Origin of the sequence: Bradyrhizobium sp. B039 (assembly GCF_038965675.1) — a bacterium.
In the GTDB taxonomy this organism is placed as follows: domain Bacteria; phylum Pseudomonadota; class Alphaproteobacteria; order Rhizobiales; family Xanthobacteraceae; genus Bradyrhizobium; species Bradyrhizobium diazoefficiens.
The window spans coordinates 4,662,936-4,678,940 of the sequence record NZ_CP152416.1; the positions used below are offsets into that span (position 1 = coordinate 4,662,936).

19 protein-coding genes and 1 pseudogene are annotated in these 16,005 nt (G+C 64.6%); 14 read left to right on the forward strand and 6 right to left on the reverse strand.

What is annotated here, in order from left to right; translation table 11 throughout:
• The first annotated feature begins 73 nt into the window (after nt 1-73).
• On the forward strand, nt 74-277 hold the full coding sequence (locus tag AAFG50_RS21775; RefSeq protein WP_028174003.1) for a hypothetical protein: 204 nt from the start codon (nt 74-76) through the stop codon (nt 275-277).
• Nucleotides 278-422: 145 nt separating this feature from the next.
• Nucleotides 423-578 (forward strand): hypothetical protein, encoded by a 156-nt coding sequence (locus AAFG50_RS21780; RefSeq protein ID WP_165448160.1) that lies wholly within the window; start codon nt 423-425, stop codon nt 576-578.
• 111 nt (nt 579-689) lie between these two features.
• Here the strand turns inward: AAFG50_RS21780 and AAFG50_RS21785 are convergent.
• Both AAFG50_RS21785 and AAFG50_RS21790 read right to left on the reverse strand, forming a co-directional pair.
• Nucleotides 690-1,068: pseudogene (locus AAFG50_RS21785) on the reverse strand (response regulator).
• A 111-nt stretch (nt 1,069-1,179) separates the two neighbouring features.
• Entirely contained in the window at nt 1,180-1,977 is a 798-nt protein-coding gene (locus tag AAFG50_RS21790) for a Spy/CpxP family protein refolding chaperone (RefSeq protein WP_028174002.1), read from the reverse strand.
• Nucleotides 1,978-2,492: 515 nt separating this feature from the next.
• Between AAFG50_RS21790 and AAFG50_RS21795 the strand changes: the two genes are divergently transcribed.
• From AAFG50_RS21795 to AAFG50_RS21820, 6 genes are all read left to right on the forward strand, one after another.
• A complete protein-coding gene (locus AAFG50_RS21795; protein WP_028174001.1) occupies nt 2,493-3,833 on the forward strand; it encodes an extracellular solute-binding protein in 1,341 nt (446 codons plus the stop codon).
• A gap of 146 nt (nt 3,834-3,979) precedes the next feature.
• Nucleotides 3,980-4,921 carry a sugar ABC transporter permease gene (locus AAFG50_RS21800; RefSeq protein WP_028174000.1) on the forward strand — a complete coding sequence of 314 codons (942 nt, stop codon included), beginning with the start codon at nt 3,980-3,982 and terminating at the stop codon, nt 4,919-4,921.
• Nucleotides 4,921-5,832, forward strand: a complete 912-nt coding sequence (locus AAFG50_RS21805) for an ABC transporter permease subunit (protein WP_011087327.1) — start codon at nt 4,921-4,923, stop codon at nt 5,830-5,832. Before AAFG50_RS21800 ends, AAFG50_RS21805 begins: the two co-directional genes overlap by 1 nt.
• A gap of 6 nt (nt 5,833-5,838) precedes the next feature.
• Nucleotides 5,839-6,939: a sn-glycerol-3-phosphate ABC transporter ATP-binding protein UgpC gene (gene ugpC / locus AAFG50_RS21810; RefSeq protein WP_011087328.1), complete on the forward strand. Its 1,101-nt coding sequence runs from the start codon at nt 5,839-5,841 to the stop codon at nt 6,937-6,939.
• A gap of 34 nt (nt 6,940-6,973) precedes the next feature.
• Nucleotides 6,974-7,963 carry a hydroxyacid dehydrogenase gene (locus AAFG50_RS21815; RefSeq protein ID WP_028173999.1) on the forward strand — a complete coding sequence of 330 codons (990 nt, stop codon included), beginning with the start codon at nt 6,974-6,976 and terminating at the stop codon, nt 7,961-7,963.
• A gap of 169 nt (nt 7,964-8,132) precedes the next feature.
• Entirely contained in the window at nt 8,133-8,618 is a 486-nt protein-coding gene (locus tag AAFG50_RS21820; RefSeq protein WP_028173998.1) for a hypothetical protein, read from the forward strand.
• 8 nt (nt 8,619-8,626) lie between these two features.
• Here the strand turns inward: AAFG50_RS21820 and AAFG50_RS21825 are convergent, their stop codons facing one another.
• Nucleotides 8,627-9,130 (reverse strand): DUF1993 domain-containing protein, encoded by a 504-nt coding sequence (locus AAFG50_RS21825; RefSeq protein ID WP_038967429.1) that lies wholly within the window; start codon nt 9,128-9,130, stop codon nt 8,627-8,629.
• A gap of 114 nt (nt 9,131-9,244) precedes the next feature.
• Between AAFG50_RS21825 and AAFG50_RS21830 the strand changes: the two genes are divergently transcribed.
• The 3 genes from AAFG50_RS21830 to AAFG50_RS21840 all read left to right on the forward strand — a co-directional run bounded on the left by AAFG50_RS21830 (nt 9,245) and on the right by AAFG50_RS21840 (nt 11,668).
• Nucleotides 9,245-10,027 (forward strand): transporter substrate-binding domain-containing protein, encoded by a 783-nt coding sequence (locus tag AAFG50_RS21830; protein WP_028173996.1) that lies wholly within the window; start codon nt 9,245-9,247, stop codon nt 10,025-10,027.
• A 233-nt stretch (nt 10,028-10,260) separates the two neighbouring features.
• A complete protein-coding gene (locus AAFG50_RS21835; RefSeq protein ID WP_028173995.1) occupies nt 10,261-11,130 on the forward strand; it encodes a DUF2147 domain-containing protein in 870 nt (289 codons plus the stop codon).
• 181 nt (nt 11,131-11,311) lie between these two features.
• Nucleotides 11,312-11,668 carry a hypothetical protein gene (locus tag AAFG50_RS21840; RefSeq protein ID WP_028173994.1) on the forward strand — a complete coding sequence of 119 codons (357 nt, stop codon included), beginning with the start codon at nt 11,312-11,314 and terminating at the stop codon, nt 11,666-11,668.
• Between the two features lie 57 nt (nt 11,669-11,725).
• Here the strand turns inward: AAFG50_RS21840 and AAFG50_RS21845 are convergent, their stop codons facing one another.
• Nucleotides 11,726-12,130 (reverse strand): cupin domain-containing protein, encoded by a 405-nt coding sequence (locus tag AAFG50_RS21845; protein WP_028173993.1) that lies wholly within the window; start codon nt 12,128-12,130, stop codon nt 11,726-11,728.
• A gap of 16 nt (nt 12,131-12,146) precedes the next feature.
• A complete protein-coding gene (locus AAFG50_RS21850) occupies nt 12,147-12,845 on the reverse strand; it encodes a ribonuclease activity regulator RraA (protein ID WP_011087336.1) in 699 nt (232 codons plus the stop codon).
• Nucleotides 12,846-13,093: 248 nt separating this feature from the next.
• On the opposite strand from AAFG50_RS21850, the gene pxpB reads away from it, so the two are divergent.
• Genes pxpB through AAFG50_RS21865 form a run of 3 tightly spaced genes read left to right on the forward strand, consistent with a single transcriptional unit; the run spans nt 13,094 to nt 15,660 of the window.
• Nucleotides 13,094-13,825 (forward strand): 5-oxoprolinase subunit PxpB, encoded by a 732-nt coding sequence (gene pxpB, locus AAFG50_RS21855; protein WP_028173992.1) that lies wholly within the window; start codon nt 13,094-13,096, stop codon nt 13,823-13,825.
• A complete protein-coding gene (locus AAFG50_RS21860; protein ID WP_028173991.1) occupies nt 13,822-14,859 on the forward strand; it encodes a biotin-dependent carboxyltransferase family protein in 1,038 nt (345 codons plus the stop codon). The genes pxpB and AAFG50_RS21860 overlap by 4 nt, the downstream gene beginning before the upstream one ends.
• A 30-nt stretch (nt 14,860-14,889) precedes the next feature.
• Nucleotides 14,890-15,660 (forward strand): 5-oxoprolinase subunit PxpA, encoded by a 771-nt coding sequence (locus AAFG50_RS21865; protein WP_011087339.1) that lies wholly within the window; start codon nt 14,890-14,892, stop codon nt 15,658-15,660.
• On the opposite strand, the gene AAFG50_RS21870 is transcribed toward AAFG50_RS21865, so the two are convergent.
• Nucleotides 15,661-15,813 (reverse strand): hypothetical protein, encoded by a 153-nt coding sequence (locus AAFG50_RS21870; RefSeq protein ID WP_014495196.1) that lies wholly within the window; start codon nt 15,811-15,813, stop codon nt 15,661-15,663.
• Nucleotides 15,814-16,005 lie beyond the last annotated feature (192 nt).

A 16,005-nucleotide genomic window follows, 5' to 3' on the forward strand; every position in this document is an offset into this window, starting at 1 on the left:
GATCGTGCTTGCCCGATTGTTTCCCATGGGAAACAATCCCCCCGAGTGTGTGGCGTAGTTGCGGGGGCGTGACATGCGTAAACCGGATCTGGGCTTCGACTATCACCGTTATCACCGCCTGCTGACCGAGGCGGATGATGACGACAAACGGCTGGCGCTGATCGAGCTCCTGATCGAGGAAAAGGCGCGAGACCGGCTGGCCGCCCAGCGCGCCTCGGATCGGGCCGCCATGACCGCCCATACCATCGCCACGGTGCTGAGGAACGGTCGCGGCTGAGACTTGCAGTCCCGCGCCGGGAGGCGCGAATCCGCGAGCCGATTGCGATTCCGTTAACGATCCCTCGCAATCTCGCGTCAAACTTTTTGCTCTAAGAGTTCCCTCACCTGATGCAATTCAGGGGTCAACACAGGGGGGAATGAACATGAGCATGATTTCGCTCGCCGCGATGCCGGCCGCCGTCGAAACGCGTTTCGCCGATTCTTCGTTTAAGACCATCTTGCTGTTCTGCTGCACGGGCCTCGTCGCCTCGTTCGGCCTGATGGCGCACGGCATCGACCTCACCGCCGGCCTGATCTGAGAACCCGACGAATTCCTTCGTCAAATGGCCGCCCCCGACGGGCGGCCATTTTCGTTGGCGATCCCTGCGCGGCGCCTGCTCCGTCGGTCAGCGCGGTACCTTCACCGTCGCTCAGTGCGGCGCCTTCGCCGTGGTTTCCGGAAACATCGAATCGATCATCGCCTTGAGCTGGTCGATCGAAATCGGCTTGCGCAGGATGGGCCTGCGGCGGAGCAGCGACGGCAGGAGTTCCGGCCCGTAGCCGGTGGCGAACAGAAACGGCTTGCCGCGGCGCTCGATCAGGTCGGCGACGGGATCGACGTAGAGCCCCATGAGGTTGATGTCGAGGATCGCGAGATCGTATTGCGCGGTCATCGCAAAGGCGCTCGCGTCCCGGACATTGTCCGCTTCCGCGACGACATGGTGGCCGAGCTCCTCCACCATGGTCGGCCATCATCATCCGGATCAACGCCTCGTCTTCGACCAGGAAAACGGAGAGTCCGTCCGCCATATCAACCCCGCAGTCAACTTGCGAAGCTAATCATACCCGAATTGCGGAAAGGATTCACGAATTCGTGGCGGGCGCCGTTAATTCGTACGCTGGCGATCCGATTCAACTTGATCAATCCAGCCCGCGCTCGTGGCTGAGGCGTACCATCTCCTGGATGAAGACCTGCTTCTGCTTGTCGTCGAGGCTCGAATAGAGCGGTTCGGCGGCGTCGGCGACATTGCGCTGGTCGGCCGCCCGGTCGATCAGGAACTGCGCCTCGTTGCGCATCTGCTCGATGATGTCGTCGGGCGGATCCCGCTTGGCGCGCGCAACCCGCAAGTTGAGCCGCTCCGCACCATTATGCCCAAGGTAGTGCATGGCGCTGGAGAACCCGTACCAGTGCTTCTCCTGATCTGGGGTGAGATTCAGTTCGGTCTTGATCCGCTCGATGTAGGAATCGCTGTTGGCGACGATCTGTTCAGCCGACTGTTGCGGCGCGCCGCTCTGGGTGAGGACCGTGACATCCTTGTTGTCCTTGGTGTCCTGCGGCGCGTTCTTGGCTTCCTTGCTCGCCTTGGCCCCCTTGCCCGCCTTGGCGCTCTTGGCATCCTTGTCCTTGCCGGCGCCTTGCTGCTGCTTGGCATCCTTGGCCGCGTCCTTGTTAGCGTCCTTGGCGGCCGGCGCCTGGTTGCCATTGTTGCCGACGCCGAGCACGCCGGTGAAAACGCCAACCACGCCGCCGATCGCACCGCCGAGCACGCCACCGACCGGACCGGCCGCCTTGTTCCCGGCTGCCGCCCCCTCCTGAACGCCTTTGACCAATCCTTGAGCGTTCGCGACTGCGGCTGCGCCGAGCAGCAGCGCGAGCACGGACCCCAGCGCGAGCCATCGTCGCAGGTAAAGCCGCGCTGGCGGCGCCGGGTTGATCATTCTCGTCTCCATCGTCGAACTGATTGGCGTGTCCGGGTGGGAGCCACCCGCTGGTTGCAACACTATCGTTTCCGCCGCTTCCAGGTCCAGACGCAGCCAATTGCTGTCCACGCCCGAAAAGTCTTTCACGCGAAGCGGTTATGCAGGCTTATTCGAAACTGCGGCGTAATTGCGCACGGATCGTTCCAGGCCGGTTCGCGCACCGTGTGCGTCGCAAAAGGAGCAGCCACGGCGCAGGTCCGGCTCACCGCACCGCGGGCGCCGCCGCGCCGTCGGGCACAACGTTAGTTCTAGACGATCGCCGTTCGGCCTTTCTCGACAGACGCGATCAATCATGATCTGATCGCGCTACCAATTTGCCGCGCCTCGCGTGATTGCAATCGGAGCTGACGGCACCAACAAGAAACGTTCAACGAGAATTCCAACAAGAAACGCCAACAAGAAAATCAAGAGCAAAACTCGGAAGAGTTAAGAGGAAACGCCAGAACAATAAAACATCCAAGCGAGGAAACGAGATGTCACGCAAGACACTGACGCGACGTCAATTTGTGGCTGCCACTGCAATGTCCTCCGCGGCGCTGATCACGGCGCCCTATGTCAGAGGCGCTTATGCCGCCGGCAAGCTCTCGATCGGCTTCTGGGACCATTGGGTGCCCGGCGCCAACGACGCCTCCACGGCTCTCGTCAATGAATGGGCCGCGAAGGAGAAGGTCGAGGTCTCGATCGACTACATCACCAGCAACAACAAGAAGATCGAGTTGACTGCGGCGGCCGAAGCCCAGGCCAAGTCCGGTCACGACATACTTCAGATGCCGAGCTGGTGGCCGCACGCCTATTCGGAGAATCTCGAGCCGCTCAACGACGTCATGGAGCCGCTCATCAAGCAGAATGGCGAGGTGAACGGCACCGTCAAATATCTGGGCCAGTCGGGCGGCAAATGGCTCGCGATCCCAGCGACACCGGGCAGCCAGATCAAGGGCCCTTGCTCGCGCATCGACCTGATGAAGAAGCATGCGGGCATCGACGTGCAGGAAATGTACCCGGCAGGCAGTCCGCCGAAGGCCGACAACTGGACGATGGAGACGTTCCTGAAGGCTGCGGAAGCTTGCCAGAAGGCCGGCTTCCCGTTCGGCATCGGTCTCGGCGAGACCACCGACAGCGTCGATACAGCCGGCGCGATCTTCCAGTCCTTTGGCGCCGAGCTCGTCAATGCCAAGGGCGATGTCACGGTCAAGACCGACGCGGTGCGGCAGGCGCTCGAATTCTACAAGAAGCTGATCGCCGTGCTGCCGACGGACGCGCCCTCCTGGGATGATGCGTCCAACAACAAATGGCTGATCTCGGGCCGCGGGGCGATGATCCTGAACCCGCCGAGCGCCTGGGCGGTCGCCAAGCGCGACGCACCGCAAGTCGCCGAGCAGTGCTGGACGCACGGCTTCCCGGCCGGCCCGAAAGGACGCTTTTCCCCGTACCTACCCTATTTCTGGGGCGTCTGGAGCTTCGGCAAGAACAAGGAGGCGGCCAAGAGTCTGCTTACCCATCTGTCCTCACCCGCGGCGATCGAAAAGTTCGTCGTGGCGAGCGGCGGCTATGACCTGCCGGCCTACGCCAACATGACGACGTTCAAGACCTGGGCCGAGGTCGGACCGCCGAAGGGCACGCTCTATCACTACCCGAACCCGTACAACCACCAGACACTGTCAATCGCCGCATCGCCGGCGCCGCCGAAGATCGCGCAGCAGATCTACTTCCAGGCGACGCTGACCAAGATGGCGCTGCGCTTTGCGCAAGGAGAGAAGTTGGAAACGGCGCTCGCCTGGGCCGAGGGCGAGTGCGAGGGCTTCATGCGGACCTGAGCCGGGTGTGTGCCATGGCGGTTCATGCCTTCGGGTGTGAGCCGCCGGGGCGCGCTCTCGCTACCTCCGCAAGCCAATGAAGCCGACCGGTCGCCGGCTTCACCGTTGAACCTTTCGCAGGAAAGCTTGACCAGAAAGTTTGACCCATGGCCGATGTCGTCGTTGAGCAAGGTCGCCTCGCTCGTGCCGGGAGCCCGCGCAAAAAGAACGCGAGCCTGCGCAACGTAATGGGTCGGAAATCGACCGTGGCGTTCTTCCTGACGCTGCCGCTGATCCTTCTGATCGCACTGTTCGTGCTCTACCCCGCCTTCTATTCGCTCTACCTGGCGACGCTGAACAAGGCGATGACGAAATTCGTAGGCCTCAGCAATTTCACCTTCCTGTTCAAGCGCGAGACGTTCTGGATGGTGGTGAAGCAGTCCTGCATCTTTGCGATTACCGCCGTGATCTTCAAGGCGCTGATCGGCTTCATCGTCGCGCATTTTGTCCACAACATTCCGGGCAAGAAGCAGCGCAAATGGCGCGGCATGCTGCTGGTGCCCTGGGTCATCCCGCCGGCAATGAGCACGCTGGCCTGGCTCTGGCTGTTCGATCCCTCCTACAGCGCCTTCAACTACACACTGTCCTTCTTCGGCGTCGGTCCGATCCCCTGGCTCGGTGACGCCTTCTGGGCGCGCTTCTCCGTCATCCTCGTCAACGTCTGGTACGGCGCGCCGTTCTTCCTGATCATGTACCTCGCCGCGCTGAAATCGGTCCCCGACCAGCTCTACGAGGCCGCTGCCATCGACGGCGCGAACTGGTGGCAGCGCATCTGGTTCATCACGCTGCCGATGATGCGCAACATCATCGCGATCACGACGCTGTTCTCGCTGATCGTCACCTTCGCCAATTTCGACATCGTGCGCATCCTCACCTCCGGCGGCCCGCTCGATCAGACGCATCTGTTCGCCACCTGGGCGTTCCAGGTCGGCATCCAGAGCAGCGACATTCCGCTCGGCGCCTGCGTCTCGTTGTTCATGGTGCCGATCCTCGCCGTCGCAGCGGTCTTCATCCTGCGCGATGTCTCCAAACGCGGGAACGAAGCCTGATGAGCACGCTGGCAATCGACAAGGCCGGACCGAGCCGCAAGGTCAAACTCGGAAGCATGAGCCGGGACCGCACCTGGGCGCTACGCTGGTCCTACTTCTTCCTGGTGCTGTTTGCGATCTTCTTCCTGACGCCGCCGGTCTACATGCTGATCACCTCCCTCAAGAGCAGCGCGGAGATCTCGGCGGCAACCAATCCCTGGTGGGTCTTTCACCCGACATTGGCGAACTATGTCGAGCTCCTGACCTCGAACCAGTTCCTGCGCTTCTTCTGGAACTCGTCGATCATCTCGATCGTGGTCGTGATCGTCACGATGCTGATCAGCATCCCGGCGGCGTTCGCGCTCGCGCGGATGAAGTTCTGGGGCTCGGCGACACTCGCGACCGGTGTGTTCCTCACCTATCTCATCCCGGACAGCCTTCTGTTCATCCCCCTGTTCAAGATGCTCGCGGTGGTCCAGGAGTTCACCGGCATCCCCCTGCTCAACCGATGGTACGTGCTGGTGTTCATCTATCCGACACTGACCGTGCCGTTCTGCACCTGGATCATGATCGGCTATTTCGCCTCGATCCCGAAGGAGCTCGATGAGGCCGCCCTCATCGACGGCGCCTCCTGGCTCCAGACCCTGACACGGATATTCATTCCCGTGGCCCTGCCCGGGCTGATCGCCGCCACGATCTTCGCCTTCACGGTGTCCTGGGCGCAGTTCCTCTATCCCCTGGTGTTCACCACGTCGATCGATCAGCTCGTGCTGCCGGTCGGCATCACCACCACGCTGATCAAGGGCGACGTCTTCAACTGGGGGCAGATCATGACCGGCGCGCTGCTCGGTGCAGCGCCGCCGCTGGTCATCTACGCCTTCCTGATGGACTACTACATTGCCGGCCTGACCGCCGGCGCGACAAAGGGTTGATGTCTCATGGCTGACGTTGCATTGCGTAAGGTCGTCAAGCGTTACGATGATGTCGAAGCCGTGCGCGGCATCGACCTCGATATCGCCGACCATGAGTTCATCGTGCTGGTGGGCCCCTCGGGCTGCGGCAAGTCGACGACGCTGCGCATGATCGCAGGTCTCGAGGACATCAGCGACGGCGACATCATGATCGGCGGCGACGTCGTCAACGACGTGCCGCCGAAGGACCGCGACATCGCGATGGTGTTCCAGAACTATGCGCTCTACCCGCACATGACGGTCGCCGAGAACATGTCGTTCGGGCTGCGCCTGAAGCACTATCCCAAGGCCGAGATCAAGGCGCGGGTGACGGAAGCCGCACGGCTCCTCGACATCACCGACCTGATCGACCGCAAGCCGAAGCAGCTCTCCGGCGGCCAGCGCCAGCGCGTCGCGATGGGGCGCGCCATCGTGCGCAATCCAAAGGTCTTCCTGTTCGACGAGCCGCTGTCCAACCTCGATGCCAAGCTGCGCGTGCAGATGCGGATCGAGATCAAGAAGGTGCACCAGAAGGTGCGCACCACCACGGTCTACGTCACCCACGACCAGGTCGAGGCGATGACGCTGGCCGATCGCGTGGTGGTGATGAACAAGGGGCGCATCGAGCAGATCGGCACGCCGAACGAGCTCTACCACAAGCCGGCGACACGCTTCGTCGCGGGCTTCATCGGCTCGCCGGCGATGAACTTCATCCCGTGCCGGCTGGAGGACGTGGGCGGCACGCTCCAGATCCGCCTCACCGATCGCATCGCCTTTGCGCTGCCGCCGGCCCGCGCCGCGCGCTACAACGCGCTGCCGCGCACCGACAAGCTGCTGCTCGGCCTCCGGCCCGAGCACCTCACCGAGGCGCATGCGCATCTGGGGCCGGGCGTTGAGAGCTTCGACACCGTGCTCGACGTCACCGAGCCGATGGGGATGGAGACCCTGGTCTATTTCGGCCTCGAGGGCACGCCGGTCTGCGGCCGCGTCGATCCCAATGCCGGCGCCAAGGACGGGGCACCCATGCGTTTGGCGATGGACCTCAACAATATGCACCTGCTAAACGAGGACACCGGCGTCGTGTTGTGACGCAGGTCCAAGAAATGCGAGCAGGCAGGGAGCGATGGCGACCAACAAGAAGAAGATTTTCGTTACACAAACTTTGTCGCAAGGGGCCCGCGCCCTCCTCACTCAGCGAGACGATATCGAGCTCGTCGAATTTGCGAACCTGATCTCAGCGAAGGATTTTGAGGTCCTGTTGAAGAGCCATGCCCCGGTCCATGGCGTGGCGCTCGGCGCCACAGCGTTCGGCGAGACCGAGCTTGAGGCCTCGAAGGACATGAAGGTGGTGACACGGATCGGCGTCGGCTACGACGCGGTTGACGTGCCCGCCCTCTCCCGCCGCAAGGTGCCGCTGATGGTCGCCGGCAGCGCGAATTCGCCCTCGGTCGCCGAGCAGGCGCTGTTCATGATGCTGACACTGGCAAAACGCGCGCAGGAGATGCATTCCTGCGTCAAGGACGGCAAGTGGGCCGACCGTCTCGGCATGCTGCCGTTCGATCTCTACGGCAAGACCGTCCTGGTGATCGGCTTCGGCCGCATCGGCACCCGCACCGCCAAGCGCTGCCTCGCGATGGAAATGAAGGTCCAGGTCTACGATCCCTACAAGCCCGCCGCCGAGATCAAGGCCGCCGGCTACGAGCCCGTCGCCGATCTCGACGCTGCGTTGCCCCATGCCGACTTCGTCACCATCCATTGTCCGAAGACGCCGGAAACGGTCGGCCTGTTTGACGCGGCCCGGATCGGCCGGATGAAGCCGAAATCCTATCTCATCAATACCGCACGCGGCGGCATCGTGAAGGAAGCGGCGCTGTACGACGCGCTCACGTCCGGAAAGCTCGCCGGCGCCGGCATCGACGTGTTCGAGGTGGAGCCGCCGCCGGTCAGCAACGCGCTGTTCGCGCTGCCCAACGTCATCATGGCCCCGCATGTCGCGGGCGTCACGGTCGAGGCGGTGAGCCGCATGAGCGAACAGACCGCGCGCAACATCCTGAGCGTGCTGGACGGCGATCCTATCCGGCAGAACATCATCAATCAGGACGTGCTGGGCTGACCAAACCGCAAGGCGGGCGGCAAATCCGCCCGCCTTCGGAACGCCAGAATGCGTCCCATTTTGGTGCAGATCGAGCCCCAACTCAGCCTTAATCAAACCCGCGTAATATGCCGAGCCGCGGCGGCAGTGGGACAGACTTGCCGGCCACGTCGAGCTGGAGGATGGACCCTTGGCAGAAATCGACCCGACCGACCACGCGCTGGCGACCATCGCCAGCATCCTGGAGCACCCCGAGCCCGTCCTCGTCGTCCGCGACGCCGAAACGGAAACGGCGGCTGCCGATGAGCATTCGGTCGTCGACGAGCATGCGGTCGTCGACGAGCATCCGGTTGCCGATGAGCATCCGGTGGTCGAGGAGCAGCCGCTGGTGCCGGAGCACACCGATGCCGACGGCTACAGCAAGGTCGGTCCCGGGCCGATGGTTGCGATCCGCCTCAAATGGACGGTCCATCGCGGCGATGACGACCAGTACTACGTCCACGAGACCATCGGCGAGCAGTCCGCGCCGGTCATCAGCGGCCCCATGACGAGCGACGCCGCCGTGCATTTCGTCGACACGCACGAGGACGAGGCGCACAGGCGTTTCGAGCTGCTGCGCAGCGAGATCGCCGGCCGCAGCTCGCTCGCCGAGTTCGAACGCAAGGGCGAAGCCTAAAGCGCGATCTAGCGCTCGCGGGGCCCGAGAAAATCCCGCTTCACGAGCTCGACGCCTGCGTGCCGCAACAGGTCGTAGGCCGTCGTGACGTGAAAGAAGAACTGCGGGACGCTGAACGTCAGCAGCAGCGTCCGCCCGGTGAAGGGCAGCTCGGTTCCGTTCTTCAGCCTGAAGAAGACATTCAGCTCCGCCGCCGCGTCGATCTCGGCCCGCGGCAGGCCCTCGATGAACTCGATTGACGTTGCGATACGCGCCTGAAGCCCGGCCATGTCGTGCTCCAGCGCCGGCAGCGTCACCGGCTCGCGCTGCGCCAGCAAGGCCGGAGCGACCGTTGCATGGCGGCAGGCTTCACCGACCTGCTGCGCCAGGTCGTACATGTTGGGTGCGAGGCGCATGCCGAGCAGGACCGCCGGGTTGAATTTGCGGGTCTCGGCGTAGGCCACGCCCTTGTCGAGCAGCGCGGACAGGTTGCGTAAGTACGGCACAAAGAGGCCGACCGAGGCCTCGTACATCGAGATCGTCACCTCGGGATTCCTTTCAATTCTGCCTCGCCAGCGACGGGCATCTGGTCTAAATCCACGTCTGAAGAGCTGCACAATGACAGCTTGGGCTTGGGTGGAGAAGAGATGACCGTTCGATTCCTGTCGGCTTTGGCCGTGGCGCTGCTGATGAACCTTTCGGCCCACGCACAGCAGGCGGCGCCGTCGCGCCTCGACGAGATCATGAAGCGCGGCACATTACGTGTCGGGATGACCGGCGACTACAAGCCCTTCACCTATCTGGACAAGGCCACGCAGCAGTTCAGCGGCTTCGACGTCGACATGGCGGAGGCGCTCGGCAAGGCGCTCGGCGTCAAGGTCGAGTTCGTGCCGACGGCCTGGCCGAAGCTGATGAAGGATTTCGAGGCCGACCAGTTCGACATCGCCATGGGCGGCGTCTCGGTGACGCTCGACCGGCAGAGGAAAGGCTTCTTCTCGATGCCGATCATGCGCGAAGGCAAGACGCCGATCGCGCGCTGCGCCGATGTCGGCAAGTACCAGACGCTCCCTGATATCGACAAGAAGGGCACCCGCGTCATCGTCAATCCCGGCGGCACCAACGAGCGCTTTGCGCGTGCCAACATCAAGGACGCCGACATCACCGTCTTCGCCGACAACACCGTGATCTTCGACGAGATCGCCAAGGGCAATGCCGATTTGATGATGACGGACGCTTCCGAGACGCGCTACCAGCAGAAGCAGCATGCCGGCGTGCTGTGCGCGGTGCATCCGGAAAAACCGTTCGACTTCTCCGAGAAGGCCTATTGGCTCCAGCGCGACATGGCGCTGAAGGCCTTCGTCGACCAGTGGCTGCACATTTCCATGGAGGACGGCAGCTACAGGAAGATCTACGCCGCCTGGTTCGACTAGAGCGTCTTCGAGCGAAATGGGTATCGGTTCGCGCGTTCCGATTCCATCGGAACGGGCTCTGGACCGTGTCCTCCTGTCGCTTGCTACGGCCAAATTGTGGACGGGTTCCGGGCGTATTGAACCCGAACCTGCCGGAGCACGACTCATACGGATGAAAGTGATCTAGATCACTTTTTGCGATCGAGCCGGGGCGTATGCGTCGGTCCGGGGACCATCTGTTCAGGAGATGCGAAATGAGGAAGCTGTTGGCCACGGCCGCATTCCTTTTGGCGAGCACCGCTGCGCAAGCGCAGTACACCTTCGAATATGGCGGGCGCACCATCCGCATCGATCCCGACCGGGGCACGGTGTCGATCCCCGGCGTCTATGACAACACCGGCCAAGGCAAGGCCAAGAAGGCCAAGAAGAACGAGACAAGTCCGGGCCAGCAGGCGCCGCAAGAGGCCAAGGCCGATCCGCAAGCCCCGGCTGCTCCGGCGCCTCCACCGGCTGCCGCCACAGCGCCGCCTGCAGCCGTGCAGGCTCCCGCGCCCGTCGTGGCCGCGCCACCTGCTCCACCGCCGTCGGCGACCGCCAATGCTGCACCGGCTGATACGGCCGTCGTGCCTCCGCCCGCACCGCCTCCGGCCCCTGCTCCCGTCGAGCAGCAGGCAGCTCCCGTGGCGCCGCCCCCGCCGGCTCCGGCCGTGGCTGCCGCACCCCCGGCGCCACCTCCGCCGCCCGCGCCGGCGCCTGCCCCCGCACCCGTTCAGTCGGCCGCTGTCGCGCCGCCGGCTCCCGCTGCCGCACCGACGCGCGACCTCAATTCGCCGCTCGGCATCTGGCTCACCGAGGAGAAGGAAGGCAAGGTCCGCATCGAGCAATGCGGCAACAACCTCTGTGGCTATTCGGTCGACAGCAAGTCGAACCAGAACGGCGAGCAGGTCCTGATCAACATGAAGCCCGGCAAGGACCAGAAATGGTCCGGCCGCATCCTCGATCCCAACACCGGCTCGACCTACGATTCGACAATCGCCATGAAGGGTACGGATCGCCTGCGCGTGCAGGGCTGCGCCTTCGGCGGCATGTTCTGCGGCGGCCAGACCTGGACGCGGGTGAACTAAGCTCGGCTTCGACACTTTGACGGAGACAAGGGGCCCGTGATCCGGGCCCCTTTGCTTTTGCCCGCGGTGTCATCGCGAGGTGCGCCACCTCACAGAGCCTGCTGCGCGCGTGACAGCCCTCACATCGCCGGTTGCGCAACCCATGCCACGATCGCCGCATGGTCAACCCCAGGGGCGTGTCATGAACGGTTTTCGCAAAGGTCTCTTCGCCACGATTGTCGCCATCGCCTTCCCGCTCACGCAGGCAGGCGCAACGACAAGCACTTTCGACGGGACATGGAACGTCCGCATCTCGTCATCGAGCGAGACCTGCGGCAACGGCGCGACCGTCGCGATCGGCATCAACAACGGTCAGATCGCCTCGAGCAGCGCCGCGGTGTCCGCATCCGGCCGCGTCGCCGATGCCGGCAGCATCAACGTCACCTTGAGCACCGGCATCAAGCGTGCAGTCGGCTTCGGCCGGCTGAGCGGCACGTCCGGCTCCGGCACATGGCGCGGGGCCCTTTGCACCGGCACGTGGACGGCGGAGCGGATTTAGGCTCCGGATCGCCGACGCATCGCCGTGGGGCGATGCGTCTTGTCCGGGGCGCGAGCGCTAACCCAGCGCTGCGCCATACTCCGCGTCGGTGACCGGCTCCAGCCAGGTCGAGTAGACGCCGTCGAGCGCTTCCTGCATGGCGATGTGGCACATGCCGTTGGTCGGCGATGCTCCGTGCCAGTGCAGCTCGCCCGGCGGAATCCAGACGGTGTCGCCAGGGCGGATCTCGCGGATCGGCCCGCCCTTGGTCTGAACGCGCCCGACGCCGGAGATGACGTAGAGCGTCTGCCCGAGCGGATGGTGATGCCAGTTGGTGCGCGCGCCGGGCTCGAATGCGACGCGCGAGCAGTTCAGCCGTGCTGGCGCGGGCGCCATGATCACGGGATCCTGCCACACGGTGCCGGTGAAGTTTTCCTTGGGCGCGCGGCGGGTCGGCCGCGTGCCTGCGACAGTGATATCCATGGTGTCCTCGCTTCTGTTACTTCTTGCTGGCGGCGTAACGCGCCTTGGTCTCGGCGTTCATGGGATAGAGCCCCGGCAACACCGCGCCGTTGTTCACCTCGTTGACGATCCAGGCTTCCATCCGCTCCTGCTCGACGCCCTCGTTGAGCACGTGATCGAGCATCGCCTGCGGGATCAGCACGCAGCCGTCCTGGTCGGCGACGACGATGTCGTTCGGGAACACGGCGACGCCGCCGCAGCCGATCGGCTCGCCCCAGCCAACGAAGGTCAGGCCCGCCACCGACGGCGGCGCGGCATAGCCGTCGCACCAGACCGGAAGATTGGTGCCGAGCACGCCCTCGACGTCACGCACGACGCCGTCGGTGACGAGCGCGGTGACGCCGCGCTTCATCATGCGCGCGCAGAGGATGTCGCCGAAGATGCCGGCATCGGTGATGCCCATGGCATCGACCACGGCGATGCAGCCCTCCGGCATCGCCTCGATCGCGGTGCGGGTCGAGATCGGCGACGACCAGGATTCCGGCGTCGCCAGATCCTCGCGCGCCGGCACGAAGCGCAGCGTGAAGGCAGGTCCCACCAGCCGCGGCAGGCCCGGGCGCAGCGGGCGCGCACCGCGCATCCACACGTTACGCAGGCCCTTCTTCAGCAGGACCGTGGTGATGGTGGCAGTGGTGATGCCGGCGAGGGTCTTGCGGGCTTCGGGGGACAGCGACATGGAAACAGACGAGCTCCGGATGGGCGGGAAAGAACGCGCGCATCTTGCGAGCCGGGCGCTTTCCGTCAAGGGCCAAGAACGCAGGGCCGCAGGGCGGTTATGCGACGCGATAACAAGGCTTTATCGCTTCCCCTTGCATTAATTTATTGGACTTGCGGGCGCATTTACGCGAAGCAGGGACCAGCGGAACTCTAGGCTGAGCCCGCGTTTCCTGAGAAGCCCGATTTCGACAGCGCTTTGACAGTTCAATGGCCGCGACGCTTCCCCCGCCCCGCCTTCTGCCCAGTGGCGACAGCGCCGTCACGGTCGAATTCAGCCGCACCATCGACGATGCCGCCAACCAGCGCGTGCTGGCACTCGACAAGGCGCTCGCGGCAAGCCCCATCGACGGCATCACCGAGACCGTGCCGACCTATCGCTCGCTGCTGGTGCATTACGATCCCGGCAAGATCGGCTTCGACGCGCTCGGCGAAAAGCTCCTCCCGATCGCGACCCAGCCGCTGCCGCCGGCCACCAGGACGCGCCGCTGGCGCATCCCCGTCGCCTATGGCGGCGAGCATGGCATCGACCTCGAGGATGTCGCCAAGGCGCTGAACACAACGCCTGACGACATCGTCGCCCGGCACGTCGCCGGCGACTACAAGGTTGCCATGATCGGCTTCACGCCGGGCTGGTCCTATCTCAGCGGCCTGGACAAATCCCTGCACATGTCGCGGCGGCAGAACCCGCGGCTGCTGACGCCGGCCGGCACGATCTCGATCGGCGGCATCCAGGCCGGCATCCAGTGCCTGGCCGCCCCGAGCGGCTGGCACCTGCTCGGCCGCACGCCGGTGCGGACCTATCAGCTCCACCGCAATCCGACCTTCCTGACCGAACCCGGTGATCGCGTGACGTTTTTCGCCATCGACCACAAGACGTTCGAGGAACAGGACCGCGCCGCCGAGGCCGGCGAGATCATCGCCGAGCAGGTGGTCGCATGAGCCGGCTCATCGTCGCCAGCATCGGCCCTGCAAGCTCCGTCCAGGATGGCGGACGGCACGGTGCGCAGCGCTACGGCTTGACCGTGAGCGGGGCGATGGACCGTCTGTCGCTCGCGGCCGCGAATACGCTGGTCGGCAACGAGCCGTTCGCGGCCAGTGTCGAGATCGGCCCGTTCGGCGCCACCTTCACCGCCCGTGACGGCGCCGTGCGCGTGGCGATTGCCGGCGCGCCGCGCAATGCCGACGTCGCGGGGCGACCGGTCGTCATGGACACATCAGTGACGCTGAAGGACGGCGAGACCCTGACGCTCGGCTTCGCCCGCGGTGGCGCCTTCACCTATCTGGCGATCGAAGGCGGGATCAAGGGCGAGCCCGTGTTCGGCAGCCTCGCGGTCAATGCCCGCGCCGGCCTCGGCAGCCCCTACCCGCGCCCGCTCCAGGCCGGTGATGAATTCAGCGCCGATGCCGCGAGCGGCGCGCCCGAACTGCGGATCGAACTGCCGAAGCCCGTGAGCGGTCCGATCCGCGTCGTGCTGGGCCCGCAGGACGACGAGTTCGACGACGCCAACAAGGCGCTGTTCCTGGACAGCGAATGGAAGATCTCGGCGACCTCCGACCGCATGGGCTACCGGCTCGAAGGCCCTGCGATCGAGCATCTGCACGGCCACAACATCGTCTCCGACGGCACCGTCAACGGCAGCATCCAGGTGCCCGGCAACGGCTCGCCGATCGCGCTGATGATGGACCGCGGCACCTCCGGCGGCTATCCGAAGATCGCAACCGTGATCACGGCCGATGTCGGCCGTCTGGCGCAGACCTCGGCGGGGACCGCCTTCCGCTTCAAGGCTGTCAGCATGGCGGAGGCACAGGACGAGGCGCGCAAATTCGCGCAAGCCATCCGCAGCCTGCCCGATCGCCTCCGCTCCGCCGACACCGTCGCGCTCAACATCGAGGCGCTCAGCGATGCTAACGTCGCGGGCTATGCGGTCAGCGCGGTGGATGCCGGAACGTGGCAGGTCACGGCGAAGCCGTAACGACAAGACGACCAGAGGCGGAGAGCAACCATGAAGACGATCGATCTCAATTGCGACCTCGGCGAAGGTTTTGGCGCGTGGGAGATGGGCAACGACGCCGCGATGATCGAGCTGGCAAGCTCGGTCAACGTCGCCTGCGGCTTCCATGCCGGCGATCCCGACATCATGCGCAGGACGGTCGAGCTGGCGAAAGCACGCGGCGTTTCGGTCGGCGCGCACCCCGGATATCGCGACCTCCATGGCTTCGGCCGGCATCCGATCGCGGGCCTCAAGGCCTCCGAGATCGAGAACCTCGTCGCCTACCAGATCGGCGCTTTGCAGGCGATCGCGACCGCGGCCGGCCACAAGGTCACGCATGTGAAGGCGCATGGCGCGCTGTCCAACGTCGCCTGCGAGGACGACATGACGGCCAAGGCGATTGCCGCCGGCATCAAGGCGGTCGATCCCAGCCTGATCTTCGTCGTGCTCGCCAATTCGAAGCTGGTGAAGGCCGGCGAAGCGGCCAATCTGCCGATGGTGCACGAGGTGTTCGCCGACCGCGCCTATGAGGACGACGGCAATCTCGTCTCGCGCAAGAAGCCCGGCGCGGTGCTGCACGATGCCAAGGCGATTGCCGACCGCGTGGTGCGCATGGTGCAGGACGGCGCGGTGGTGTCCGTGACGGGCAAGGTGATCAAGATGCGGACGGATACGGTCTGCATCCACGGCGATACGCATGGCGCGGTCGAGATCGCGCGGACCTTGCGTCAGGCGTTGAAGGATGCGGGGATCGAAGTCGCGCCGTTCAAGCGCGGGGCGTAATCAGAATGGGTGCACCGAGAGCGTGCCGAACACGATCGCGGCGATGACCGCGAAGGCGCTGTAGAGCCCGACGTGGTGCATGCTCGCCCCGGTCCGGCGCGAGAGCGAGCGCGCGTAGAAGTGCAGCCTGGCTTCCGCCGATAGTTCGCGCATGATCGATCTCCAACGCCCCATTTGCGCGAGTATGAAGGATCAACCCTGGCGGGAGGCAAGATGGCGGCGAAAATAGCGATGGTGGTTCTCTGAAGGCGCCCCGTCGCAGGTGCAAATTCTCTTCACACGCGGGTTCCGAGAATCTTATTCGTTAAGATCCGAGCCAGTTGGAACCGGCCCGGATGACGGTGG

Excerpts from the sequence above, each read along its gene's own strand:
- AAFG50_RS21775 (WP_028174003.1), top strand. The coding sequence starts at position 74 with ATGCGTAAACCGGATCTGGGCTTCGACTATCACCGTTATCACCGCCTG.
- AAFG50_RS21780 (WP_165448160.1), top strand. The coding sequence starts at position 423 with ATGAGCATGATTTCGCTCGCCGCGATGCCGGCCGCCGTCGAAACGCGT.
- AAFG50_RS21790 (WP_028174002.1), bottom strand. The coding sequence starts at position 1,977 with ATGATCAACCCGGCGCCGCCAGCGCGGCTTTACCTGCGACGATGGCTC.
- AAFG50_RS21795 (WP_028174001.1), top strand. The coding sequence starts at position 2,493 with ATGTCACGCAAGACACTGACGCGACGTCAATTTGTGGCTGCCACTGCA.
- AAFG50_RS21800 (WP_028174000.1), top strand. The coding sequence starts at position 3,980 with ATGGCCGATGTCGTCGTTGAGCAAGGTCGCCTCGCTCGTGCCGGGAGC.
- AAFG50_RS21805 (WP_011087327.1), top strand. The coding sequence starts at position 4,921 with ATGAGCACGCTGGCAATCGACAAGGCCGGACCGAGCCGCAAGGTCAAA.
- ugpC (WP_011087328.1), top strand. The coding sequence starts at position 5,839 with ATGGCTGACGTTGCATTGCGTAAGGTCGTCAAGCGTTACGATGATGTC.
- AAFG50_RS21815 (WP_028173999.1), top strand. The coding sequence starts at position 6,974 with ATGGCGACCAACAAGAAGAAGATTTTCGTTACACAAACTTTGTCGCAA.
- AAFG50_RS21825 (WP_038967429.1), bottom strand. The coding sequence starts at position 9,130 with ATGTACGAGGCCTCGGTCGGCCTCTTTGTGCCGTACTTACGCAACCTG.
- AAFG50_RS21830 (WP_028173996.1), top strand. The coding sequence starts at position 9,245 with ATGACCGTTCGATTCCTGTCGGCTTTGGCCGTGGCGCTGCTGATGAAC.
- AAFG50_RS21835 (WP_028173995.1), top strand. The coding sequence starts at position 10,261 with ATGAGGAAGCTGTTGGCCACGGCCGCATTCCTTTTGGCGAGCACCGCT.
- AAFG50_RS21840 (WP_028173994.1), top strand. The coding sequence starts at position 11,312 with ATGAACGGTTTTCGCAAAGGTCTCTTCGCCACGATTGTCGCCATCGCC.
- AAFG50_RS21845 (WP_028173993.1), bottom strand. The coding sequence starts at position 12,130 with ATGGATATCACTGTCGCAGGCACGCGGCCGACCCGCCGCGCGCCCAAG.
- AAFG50_RS21850 (WP_011087336.1), bottom strand. The coding sequence starts at position 12,845 with ATGTCGCTGTCCCCCGAAGCCCGCAAGACCCTCGCCGGCATCACCACT.
- pxpB (WP_028173992.1), top strand. The coding sequence starts at position 13,094 with ATGGCCGCGACGCTTCCCCCGCCCCGCCTTCTGCCCAGTGGCGACAGC.
- AAFG50_RS21860 (WP_028173991.1), top strand. The coding sequence starts at position 13,822 with ATGAGCCGGCTCATCGTCGCCAGCATCGGCCCTGCAAGCTCCGTCCAG.
- AAFG50_RS21865 (WP_011087339.1), top strand. The coding sequence starts at position 14,890 with ATGAAGACGATCGATCTCAATTGCGACCTCGGCGAAGGTTTTGGCGCG.
- AAFG50_RS21870 (WP_014495196.1), bottom strand. The coding sequence starts at position 15,813 with ATGCGCGAACTATCGGCGGAAGCCAGGCTGCACTTCTACGCGCGCTCG.